This window comes from Melissospora conviva, assembly GCF_049523535.1.
Taxonomy (GTDB): domain Bacteria; phylum Actinomycetota; class Actinomycetes; order Mycobacteriales; family Micromonosporaceae; genus Melissospora; species Melissospora conviva.
Window position 1 is genome coordinate 170,274 of record NZ_JBLLDT010000003.1, and the last position, 11,540, is coordinate 181,813.

Genomic DNA, 11,540 nt, shown 5'->3' on the forward strand with positions numbered 1-11,540 from the left:
GCTGTGCGACGGGGGCTCACTTGAGCGTGAGGTCGGATTGACGCAGAGTGCTCGCCAGCGTGCTGGAACTGGGCGCGTGATGTCGTGGCTCGGCCGCGGCGTTTCTTCTGTCCTGCGCCTAGGAGTAGACGCACATGCGTGGTCGCGGTCCGCTGTTTTCGAGGCATGTCCGAGAGACCCCGACGGGTCGTGGCCTTCGCCATCGTGCGCGAACGGCGATCATGCTGTTGTTGTCCACGACCCTTCTGGTCACCGCTGTGCCGGTCCAGGCCTGGGCGGTGCCTGGCGAAGGCATGACGCGAACTCAGGTCGAGCTGCCGGAGATTCCCGAGGCCGAGCGGGTCGAGGTCGGTGAGACCGAGACGGAATTGACCACTGCGGATGAGGTTCCTGAAACAGCGTATGAGCCGCAGGCTGTTGATGCGTGGGAGCAGGGCAGTGGCGTCGTAGATCTCACCGACGTGCCGCCGGGCACCGGCGTGCCGGTCGCCGACCTGCCGATCAGTCTCGGGGTCCCCGAGGACGGAGATCCGGAAGCGCTGGCAGGCACCTGGGCGGTGGATCTTGCCGCGCCGGAGGCGTCCCAGGAGGCCGGCGTCGCCGGCCTGATCATGAAGATCACGCCGCCCGTGACGGCCGATCCTGACGCGGAAGTCGCGATCAGCGTGGACTACACGCCTTTCGCGGACTTCTACGGACCGCAGGCTGCCGATCGTTTTGGTCTCGTGCTGCTGCCGGACTGTGTCTACGACGCCCCGGATGCGGGTGACTGCGCCCCGGGTGAGGGAGAGGAACCCCCGGTTGGCGAGCCCACCCCTGAAGGACAGCTCCTGAGCAGCCAGGTGGAGCTGGTCGCCCCGCAGACGATCGCCGGCCGGACTACGACGGCGCAGGACACCGAGCCGCGGCGTGTGCTCTCGGGCACCGTGCCGGTGGGGCCGCTGTACGAACCCGTGGGCGCCCGGAACGCCGCCGCCTCGGGTGGGTCGAGCGTGGTGGGTGTTCTCGACACCGGTGCTTCCTCGGCAGGTGACTTCACCGCAGCCCCCCTGCTCTCTTCGGGTTCCTGGGCGGCGGGCTCGTCCTCGGGTGCGTTCACCTACTCGTATCAGGTGCAGGTGCCCGAGGCGCCGGGCGGGCTCACGCCGAAGGTCGCCCTGGGGTACTCCTCGCAGTCGGTGGACGGCCGCACCTCCGCCACCAACAACCAGGCCTCTTGGATTGGCGACGGCTGGGACTACAACGCCGGCGCCATCACCCGCAGCTATGCCAACTGCCGCCAGGACTCGAAGAAGGCAGGCTCCAACAACGCGACCCACCGCACCGCCGACCTCTGCTGGGGTTCCAACAACGCCACGCTGTCGCTCGGCGGCATGACGACCGAGCTCGTCTGGAACGAATCCTCCAACACCTGGATCACCAGCAACGGCGACGGCTCCAAGGTTCAGCTGATCAAGGACACCGGCAGGGCCAATGGTGACAAGGACGGGGAGTACTGGGTTGTCACGACCCGGGACGGCACCCGCTACCACTTCGGCCTGAATCGCCTGCCAGGTTGGTCGGACAACGGCGCCGCCGAGGACGACCCGGTGACCAACTCCGTGCTTAACGTTCCGGTCTACGGCAACCATGCCGGCGAGCCGTGTGTGGCTGATAAGTGGGTCAATTCGTGGTGCGACCAGGCCTGGCGATGGTCGCTGGACTATGTCGAGGACATTCACGGCAACGCCATGAGCCTGTGGTGGGCCAAGGAGCGGAACTTCTACGCGCGCAATTTCGACTTCAAGGCGCCCGTCCGGTACGACCGCGGCGGATACCTGACTCGCATCGATTACGGGCAGCGGCGTGACACCATCTTCTCCGCCCCGGCGGTGGGGCGGGTCACCTTCAGCGTGGCAGAGCGCTGTTTCGCCGAGGGCGGAGTCGCCTGCAGCGAGGCGAACTTCGCCAGCAAGGATCCGAGCAAATACCGGATCTGGTACGACACGCCGGCCGACCTGCGCTGCAGCGAGGGCGAGAAGTGCTGGAACTCGGCGCCTTCCTTCTTCACCCGCAAGCGCCTGGAAAAGATCACTACCGAGGTGCAGCGACGCAGCGACACGAGCGCGCGCCAGGTAGTGGACGAGTACGTGCTCCAGCAGTCGCTGCCGGTGGAGCGCACCGGCAACAACACCGCCCTCTGGCTGGAGTCGATCCAGCGCACCGGCTTCGGCCCCAACGGCAGGACCGACGCGAGCATCTCGCTGCGGGCGGTGCGGTTCGAGGCGAACGCCGAGGACATGCCAAACCGTGTGAAGCGGGACCACCGTCCGGGCTTCTCCCGCCTGCGGATCGCAAGGGTGATCAACGAGTACGGCGGCGAGACCGTCATCACCTACCGGCCGCCCACCGGTCAGTGTGCTACCGGTGCAGACCTTCCCGGCAAGGGTGACACGGCTGCGCTGAAGAGCAATACCCGTCTCTGTTATCCGTCCTTTTGGCATCCGGACCCCGCTGTCGAAGAGATCGACTGGTTCCACAAGTACGTTGTTTCGCAGGTCGAGGAGCTCCCGGTCGTCGACGGCGTTCCCGCCGTCATCACCAGGTACCTCTACGACAACGCGGGCTGGCGCCTAGCCGAGCAGGAGTTCACCAAGAAGTCCACGCGCACGTACTCGCAGTTCGCCGGTTTCGAGAAGGTCACTGTCCTCACCGGCGCGAATGATGCGGACCTGGGTAGTAAACGGACAAAGTCCGTCACCCGCTACTTCCGCGGCATGGGTGACGACGTCTCGATGCGGGACATCACCGGCGCGGAGATCGCGAAGGACGCGGAGCCGTTCGCCGGCCGGATCGCCGAAGAGCTGACCTATGCGGACGCCGGCCATGAGGACGATGAGTGGCTGACCCGAAGTGTCACCGTGCCGCAAGCGCAGCTACTCGGCAGCCGTGTGCGCGGTGACGGTCTGAGCCCGCTGCGCGCCTGGCGAGTCACCGAAGGGCGTCAGATCTCCTACACCCGTTCGTCGGGCACTGGCGATGACAAGCGCACGCTGCGAACCGTCGAGTCGGCGACCAGCTTCGACAACACTTACGGGTTGCCAACGAAGATCGAGTCCCTCGGCGACATACAAAACACGGGCGATGAGTCCTGCACGGAGATCGACTATCTGCACCATCCCGGCAAGAACATCATCGGGCTGACCCAGCAGATCCGCACCAGCCCGACCGCGTGTGCCGACGCCACCTTTGACGACCTGGAGAGCCTGAGTTCCGCGGGGCAGGTCGCCTACGACGGCCTGCCTTACGGCACGGCTCTCGGCAGCAACACCCGCGGCCTGGCCACCCAGACGTGGTCGTTGAAGGCAGACGGCTCCGGTTTCCAGTCCGAGGGCACCACCGCGTTCGATGCGATTGGGCGGGTGGTCTCGCGCACGGATCCCGACGGCAAGACCTCCACCATCACCTATACGCCGGCAACCGGCCAGGTCTTCTCCATTACGGAGCGAAACTCTCTGGGTCACACGCAGGTGCAGGAGGTCGAGCCCGGGCGTGCCGTCGTCCGCAAGACCACCGACCTGAACAACCGGGTCAGCCACGCCGAGTTCGATGCGCTCGGACGTCTCGTCAAGGGTTGGGCACCGGGCCGCACTCCGTCGACAACGGCGACCCCGGACTTCCGTGCGGACTACTCGGCACTGAACAACGAGCGACCGTACAAGGCGCCGTTCATCACCACCTACGCCCGGGGGCACGAGGGCCGGGTGATGACGTCGGTCACCATCTACGACGGCCTCGGCCGCGAGCGGCAGACTCAGGTGGAGGCGACCGGCGGCGGCCGGCTGATCACCGACATCCATCGCAACACCTCGGGTGACGTGTGGCAGACCAACAATGCGTACTTCGCGGCGGGCTCACCCCGCGGTGAGGTCTTTGTTCCGTACGTCGTAAGCGACGACCCCGACGAGACCCCCACCGCAATCCCGAATGCGACCTGGTACGCCTACGACGGTCTTGGCCGCGTGGTCAAGGAAACGCCGGTTCTTCGCGGTGAGCCGGTGGAGGCGCGGGCCACCAGGTACGAGTACGGCGCGGACTACTCAACGGTGATCAACCCTGCGGGCGCCGCTTCGTACCGGGTGTACAGCGATGCTCTCGGGCGGACCAGCCGCGTCGACACCTTCACCAACGCGGCGCGGACCGCGTTCACCTCGATGCGGTACGAGTACGACGCGCGTGGCCAGATGGCCAAGGCCACTCACTCGGAAGACCCGGACCAGTCGTGGACCTGGCGCTACGACCAGCGCGGCCGGCTGACGACGGCGACCGATCCCGACACCGGCGCCACCACGCTCACCTATGACCACCGAGACCGTCCCCTGACGTCGACCAACGCCCGTGGCATCACGGTGTGGAACGGTTACGACGAGCTGTCACGGCCGACGCAGCAGCGGCTCGGCGGCAGCAGCGGCACGCTCCTCGCGGAGTACACCTACGACACCGTCAGTGGTGGCAAGGGTCTGCCGGCGAGCGCCACCCGCTACACCGACGGCGAGCCCTACCGGCAGACCATTGGTGGCTACAACGAGGACTACCAGCCCACGTCGACGACGCTGACGCTTCCGCAGTCCATCGCCGACACGTGGGGTCTGGCCAGGTCGTACACCTACGACTACACGTACACCGACACGGGCCTGCCGGAGTCGATGACGCTGCCCGCGGTGGGTGCCTTCCCCAGCGAGAAGATCCTCGTCCGCTACACCAAGGACGGGCTGCCGCTCTCGGTCTCGGGCAACAACTGGTACGGCGCGGAGACTGTCTACTCGCCGTACGGGCAGGTGTTGCGTTCGACGCTGGGTGCACAGCCGTACCGGGTGTGGGCCACGGCTTCCTACGACGACGCCAGCGGCGCCCTGCTCAACCAGCAGGTCTATCGCGAGCAGACCGGCGACAAGTCGATCGTCGCGGGCAACCTGGTCTCGCACCGCTCCTACTCCTACGACAACGCCGGCAATGTCACCGGTTTGCGGGAGCGCGCGGTCGGGATCGAGGAGCGGCAGTGCTTCACCTACGACCCGTTGGGGCAGCTGCGCGAGGCATGGACCTCGGCTGACCAGGACACCTGTGCCGGCGGGCCGGTCGGCACGGACGGCAGTGTCAAGGTCGCGGCCGGTCCGGACGGTGCGGGCTACTGGCAGCAGTACGAGTACGACCTGCTCGGCAACCGTACGCAGCTGGTGGAGAAGGACGTCACCGGCAACACGGTCCTGGACGCCACCACCGACTACGAGTACGGCAAGGCGGACGGCAGCCAGCCGCGCACGCTGACGAAGTTGACCAAGAACTTCGCCACTCCCGCCGGCGCGCAGATCGTCGCGGAGGCGGAGCGGCTCTACGAGCTCACCGGTGAGACGAAGTCGGTCGCGTCGATTCAGAACGGGGACGAGCAGGAGCTTTCCTGGACCTACGACGGCCAGATCGAGCGGATCAGCGGCCTGGGTGGTAAGGGCAGGACCTCGTACGTCGGCCTGGCGGACAAGTGCATCGACCTGAGCGCGAGCATGGCGGTGCCGGGTCGTCCGGTCCACTTGTTCACCTGCAACAACACGGTTGCCCAGAAGTGGAGCTTCACTCCGAAGCCCGACCAGGACGACCCGAACCTGGGCACCCTCGCGGTCTACGACAACTGGTGTCTGCAGCCGGCCGGAGACACTGCCGGCTCGGCGGTGCAGATCCAGAAGTGTGATGGTTCGCCGGCGCAGCGGCTCACGCGTAACGCCGCTGGTCAGTTTGGTCACCCGTCGTCGGGCTTCTGCCTGACGGTGCGGGACGGCGAGACCGTGAACATGACCCCGATCGTCCTGGCAGCCTGTGACCCTGCTTCTGCGGCTCAGAAGTGGGAGGCGCAGGACGAGACCCGGCACATCTACGGTCCTGACGGCGCCCGTCTGCTCACCATCCAGGGCAAGCAGGCGACCCTGTTGCTGGGCGAGGCCGAGGTCACCGTGCAGCGCGATGGCGTCCTGCTCAACACGCAGCGGTCGTACTCGGTTCCGGGTGGCACGATCCTGCGGTACGCGTACGGTCCGGGCGCGGGTGACCTTGCCGCGATCACCACTGATCATCAGGGCAGCCCGTACGCGGAGATCGGGCTTAAGGATGGGATGACGCCGCGGATCCGCAAGCAGGATCCGTTCGGTAATGAGCGGGCCGAGGATCGGCTGACGCAGGCGTTGCAGACCCATGACGGGTTCCTGGGCGCGCCGAAGGACGACGCTTCCGGTTACACGGTGCTGGGTGCGCGGTTGTATGACCCGGAGGTCGGCCGGTTCCTGTCGGCGGACCCGGTGCTGGACCTGGCGGACCCGGTGCAGTCGAACGGGTACGCGTACGCGCACAACAACCCTGTGACGTTGTCGGACCCGAGTGGTCTGTCGGTGGCGTTGACTCCGTCGGAGCGGGCGGCGGCGTTGGCCGGTGCCGGCCTGTCGGCGGCGCAGGTCGCGCAGGCGCAGGCGGACGCGGGTCGTTCGATGATGTCGGTGATTCTTGCCGCGTCGTGGCATGTGCTGGCGGAGTTCATCGGCCTCAATGACGCGATCGCTTGCTTCGGTGGCGACCTGTGGGGCTGCGGGAGCCTGATCGCCGACGCGGTGCCGTGGGGGAAGTTGTTCAAGCTTCCGAAGCTGTGGGGTGCGATCAACAAGGCCATCAGTGCGGTCCAGGCCTGGCGGACGGCGAAGCAGGCCGCCGAGCGGGTCCTCGCGCTGGCGCGGGCGGCGGAGACTGCGTTCCAGAACGCGAAGAGGTTGGCGGCGGAGCGGGCGAAGAAAGCCGCTCAGCTGAAGAAGAAGGCCTCGGAGAAGGTCAACACGACCAGTAACCGTGCGGTCAACCAGACGAAGAAGACCGGTAACGGGCCGCAGAAGGAGGCTCAGGCTGCCGCTAACCCGAAGGGGGCGTCGTCCGGTTCCAACGGCGGAGGCAAGAGCTCCGGAGGAGATTCGAAGCCCGGCGGCTCCGACGGCGCGTCCTCACGCAGCAACGGCGGCACCACCGGTGGCGGCGGCGCCGGCAAAGCGGAACCCGACTGCCTTGATAACAGCTTTGTTCCCGGGACCAAGATTCTTATGGCCGATGGTTCGACCAAGGCGATCGAGGACATCAAACCGGGGGACAAGGTCATCGCTACCGACCCGGAGACCGGCGAAACCCGGGTGGAGACGGTTTCCGCGACCATCACGGGTGACGGTGTCAAGCACCTGGTAAAGGTCACCATCGAGACCGACGGCGAACACGGCGACAACACCGTCGAGGTCACCGCAACGGATGGCCACCCCTTCTGGGTACCCGAACTGGACGAGTGGATCGACGCCACCGACCTGCAACCCGGCCAATGGCTGCGGACCGGCGCCGGCACCCACGTTCAGATCACCGCCATCGAACGCTGGACCGTCCCCCGCGCCACCGTCCACAACCTTACCGTCGTCAACACCCACACGTACTATGTGCTGGCTGGGACCGCGCCGGTATTGGTTCACAACTGCGATGTCGGTGGTGTTGCTGATGGGCTTCCGGCGCGCGCGAATGGTGACCCTACGGTCGGGCAGGTCGTCAATATCGGCGACTCGGGCGTGTCCAGGGTGGGAGCTCCGTTCAAGAGCGGGCACTCTTCCTCTTCGGACGACATCAACCAGTTCCTCGTGGATTCACCGGACATAGCGAATCCGGCAAGTGGGCCCCATGCGTCAATCACTCATGTGGAGACCAAGCTTGCTTGGCGCATGCGACAGGCTGGCGTGACGTCATTAGATGTCGTGATCAACCATTCTGGCGGACCATGCACGGGAAGGTTCTCGTGTTCGTCAGCAGTTCCGGCGATCCTTCCCCAAGGTTCGAGCATGACAGTCTGGTTCAGAGGTGCAGCGGGTAGCATGCAGAGCGTTACGCTCCATGGTCGGGCGCGGGGATGATCAGGAAAGTGAAGGGCCTTGTTTCTCAGCGTATTTTTCAAGGGTGAGTGGCGTTACGCCGAGAGCGCGGGCGAGACGTCAAGGCTTGTCGTCGAAGTTATGGAGGGCTTGCAGGAGGAAGAGGAAGCTGAGGGCTTTCACCATCCCGGCGAAGATGCCTGGTTCTGTATCGCTGATCGACGGCATAGCGAGAACGGCCCGGTGGCGGCGAGCAATCTGAGTGTGGCGATTAATCGCCGCCATGGATATGGGGCTCTAGTCTGGTTCGTTGATGAGAAATTCCCTAAAGAGGGAGGGATTTATGATTCGGTTTGGATTTCCGACAATCCCGAACCTCTTGATTTCGATCCACGCGTTGTGTCGGATCCTGGGTATCCGCTCTTTCATGACCCGGCCAGCACTCTGCCGGTCTCCCGAATTCAGGCTGCGGTGGAGGAATTCTGTCAACTGCGTTCAGGGAGTCGGCCTGAGTGCATTAGCTGGGTTGCAGGTCACATGAATGGGCAACGCCTCGACCGGCCATCCGTGGTTGAGGTCGTCGAGGATCCGGAAATTGACTGGGACAGCCTCCGATAGCTACGTCCCACTGCGCCGGCAGTGCGGCTGCGGGCTTGTTGCAGTCCTGGCCTTGTTCATATGCCGCGACTGACGGCATCAGGGCATGTTTCTCCAGCAAATAGGCGCCCGCTTGCGGTGCATGGAATTCCGAAGGGAGCGAGAGTGACGATGGGGGTTCAATTCGATATTTGGCAGTGTCCGGCGTGCGGATCCTAGCGGATAATCTAACTAGTCGACTAGCTCGAGGGCTGAGTGGTCTAGGGTGGATGCACTCGTCGAACAGCGAGGAAGAGTACGAGATTTTTGTGAAGCGCGGGGGCCCTGATCTGATCTTTCAAATTGGGGTGGACCTCACTCCTCGTAGCTACGGCTTGTCGTTGAACCCATCGGTTGGTGTTAGTCACGGCCGAGTCTCGGCATTGGCGGCAGATTTCTATGGCCTTCATGAGGGTGCTTGCATGGTTGGAGCATCTCTTGCTGACTTGTTCGTCGCTGAGGGGCGCGAAGGCGGGATGCTCCCGCGATGGGCCTTGTTTCCAAGTGACGATATTGGATCTTTTGTTGAAGCGCTAATGTTGGATTTGAGGAAGTATGGCTTCCCGTTCTTGAGGCGCTTCAAATCCTTGCCGGACATTGTTCAGAATCTGGAATGCGGTCCGAAGTCACAATTTGACCTCGCCCACCTGGCTGTCTCGTATGCCGAAATGGGAGACTTGCGAGGATCTCGGGCTGCGCTGGATAAGATGATGGCTGCGGCGGATAGTGAACCGCGCTTCGTTGCCGAGCAGACGCGGCGGTTTGTTTTCAATTTGAAGAAGCACTACCAAATTGGGGGTTAGCTTCCGAGTAGCGGGCGAGGCGGATGTAACGTAGCTTTGTTGGCTGTCAGTAGGCGCTGCGCGCATAATCCCGCATTGCCTGGTGGCTTGCGTCGACATCTGCCTTCTGCCGTCGGGCGGCCGATGTACCGCTCCTTTGGTTGAGCAGCTATCCGAATGGAGCGAGCAGATCATCGTCAGGTCTACTCAACTGGTAGCTTGCCGGCGTCGCGTGCTTGGCTCCAAATGCAGCGCGAGTTGGTGGATTCGGGACAGATTGACCGCGCTATGATGAATGATATTAACGACGTCACGTCTCGTTTCCCTGGTCGGTACAACAATGCCATCGCGGAGATGATCGGTTCGTTGCCGCAGAACGCCGCGTATCAGGAACTGCGCACGGTGCCGAGTCAAGTGCACGTCCAAATGACGCTATGGTAACTCTGAGAGGGAGGTCGCTATGGACTTTGTACTTGACCCGCCTCGGGCGGCTGGGCCACTCAGGGTCGGCATGTCGTTCGAGGAGGCCGAGCAGGTACTTCAATTGATCGACGGCTACCAGCCCCCTAGGCCGGGCAACCGGTTAAATCCTGGCTTTGCTCACTATGATTCTGAGCTTTCGATTGCTCTCAGCCAGGACCGAAGCGGGAGCGTCGATGCCGTGGAGGTGTATCGTCCGAGCCGCGACGTCGTGGTTCTCTTCCGGGATATTCCAATCTTTGATTTGCCGGCGGAGGAAGTTATTCAGCGGCTTTCCAATATCACGTCAGTCGAGATCGAGGACGACGGCTTGAGGGTGCTCGCGCCGAATCTGCTGTTGTCACTGTGGCGCTCAGTGCTCCCCGAAGGGCCGGACGATGAGGATGGCAGGCACTTTGAGGCAGTGCTTGTCGCCGCTCCGGGTTTCTACGGCTAGCAAGTGCCTGGTACTTCGATCAATGTGACGCCACGTTGCCCGAATCCCATCACTGCAGCGATGAATGCGTAATATCGGAGCGGCGCCGTTACTTAAGGTGATGACGCCGCTCCGATATGCGCTGGTGGGCGTGGTTGTTCGTGTGGGTTGCTGTCACCGTTGCTGTCAAGCAGTGAGTACGCATGCAAATTTATAAATGAAGACTGCGTGAGTCCGATAGTGGCAAGATCGTCCGGTGCCGCGGCGCGTAGCGCTGGGGCGCCGATCGCCGGAAGTGTTGCGGTGCATGCTTTGTGAAGCGATCGTTACGGCCTGAATGACCCGATGGCACACCGAATCCGTGGCGCCATGCCTCGCGGGTTCGGGCTCTTGCTCTGCGGGCGCGTGCGCGCGGGCCGGAACGGCTGTAGCGCGTGCGCGCGGTCCGGCCCGACAGGCCGGGCCGTCTTGATTAGGTGAAGCGATTCTTAGCCCAGCGGCGCCGTCGGTGGCGGCCTGCCAGGGCCCCGGCAAAGTCCTCAGGTGATGCCGAGCAGGGCGAGTGGTCGGTTGCTGTCGCGGGCGTGGTGTCGGTTGGCGGCGGCGATGTTGGTGACGCCGGTCAGGCGTAGTGCGCCGATGGCGGCGTTGCGGAGGGTGGCCATGACTTGGGGTCCGGTGCCGGTGCGGATCTGGGATCGGTCTTCGTCGTAGGTGACGTCGCGGACCCAGTGGACTGTGTTCCCGATCGACCAGTGACCGCGGGTCCAGGCGGCGAGTTGCGCCGGTTTGGCTTGGTGAACGAGCAGGTCGGTGATCGCGTAGACGGTCTCGGTGGTGAAGCGTTTCGGCTGGTCGAGCCGGCGTCGTCGGCGTCGGATCTGGATGGCTTGGGCGGCGTTCGGGAAGTCGATCCCGGTGGAGGCGGACAGGATTTTCAAGGTGCGGATCTCTCGGCGGCCGTGGCCGCGGCAGGTGCCGCGGTCTGCGTCGGGGACTGCCCGCCAGGGCAGGGCGGCCAGTTGGGTGCGCAGGTGGGGCTGGTTGCCCTTCACGGTGAGGATCCAGTGGGCGCCGCGTTCGGCGAGGTAGGCGACGTGGTCGCGTTGACAGTGCAGGGCGTCGGCGGTCACCACGACCTCGCCGAGGTCGCCGAGCTGGTCGAGCAGGGGTGCGAAGCGGGTGATCTCGTTGGTCTTGCCGTCGACGTGGGGGGGGGCGGCGCGACCCCCGGGGCCGGGGGGGGGGGGGGGGGGGGGGGGGGGGGGGCGGGGGGGCGGGGGGGGGGGGGGGGGGGGGGGGGGGGGGGGGCTGGCT

At 64.7% G+C, this 11,540-nt stretch carries 5 protein-coding genes; 4 read left to right on the plus strand and 1 reads right to left on the minus strand.

The window, feature by feature from the left end:
- Positions 1 to 134: 134 nt before the first annotated feature.
- From ACK8GG_RS10235 to ACK8GG_RS10250, 4 genes are all read left to right on the plus strand, one after another.
- On the plus strand, positions 135 to 7,952 hold the full coding sequence (locus ACK8GG_RS10235) for a ricin-type beta-trefoil lectin domain protein (protein ID WP_440356168.1): 7,818 nt from the start codon (positions 135 to 137) through the stop codon (positions 7,950 to 7,952).
- Positions 7,953 to 7,970: 18 nt separating this feature from the next.
- Positions 7,971 to 8,528 carry an Imm1 family immunity protein gene (locus tag ACK8GG_RS10240; RefSeq protein ID WP_440356169.1) on the plus strand — a complete coding sequence of 186 codons (558 nt, stop codon included), beginning with the start codon at positions 7,971 to 7,973 and terminating at the stop codon, positions 8,526 to 8,528.
- A gap of 248 nt (positions 8,529 to 8,776) precedes the next feature.
- Positions 8,777 to 9,349 carry a hypothetical protein gene (locus ACK8GG_RS10245; protein WP_440356170.1) on the plus strand — a complete coding sequence of 191 codons (573 nt, stop codon included), beginning with the start codon at positions 8,777 to 8,779 and terminating at the stop codon, positions 9,347 to 9,349.
- A 490-nt stretch (positions 9,350 to 9,839) separates the two neighbouring features.
- The gene (locus ACK8GG_RS10250; protein ID WP_440356171.1) at positions 9,840 to 10,244 is read left to right on the plus strand and encodes a hypothetical protein; all 405 of its coding nucleotides are present in this window, start codon (positions 9,840 to 9,842) and stop codon (positions 10,242 to 10,244) included.
- Between the two features lie 518 nt (positions 10,245 to 10,762).
- On the opposite strand, the gene ACK8GG_RS10255 is transcribed toward ACK8GG_RS10250, so the two are convergent.
- Entirely contained in the window at positions 10,763 to 11,410 is a 648-nt protein-coding gene (locus tag ACK8GG_RS10255) for an ISAs1 family transposase (protein ID WP_440356266.1), read from the minus strand.
- Positions 11,411 to 11,540 lie beyond the last annotated feature (130 nt).

Excerpts from the sequence above, each read along its gene's own strand:
- ACK8GG_RS10235 (WP_440356168.1), top strand. The coding sequence starts at position 135 with ATGCGTGGTCGCGGTCCGCTGTTTTCGAGGCATGTCCGAGAGACCCCG.
- ACK8GG_RS10245 (WP_440356170.1), top strand. The coding sequence starts at position 8,777 with ATGCACTCGTCGAACAGCGAGGAAGAGTACGAGATTTTTGTGAAGCGC.
- ACK8GG_RS10250 (WP_440356171.1), top strand. The coding sequence starts at position 9,840 with ATGTCGTTCGAGGAGGCCGAGCAGGTACTTCAATTGATCGACGGCTAC.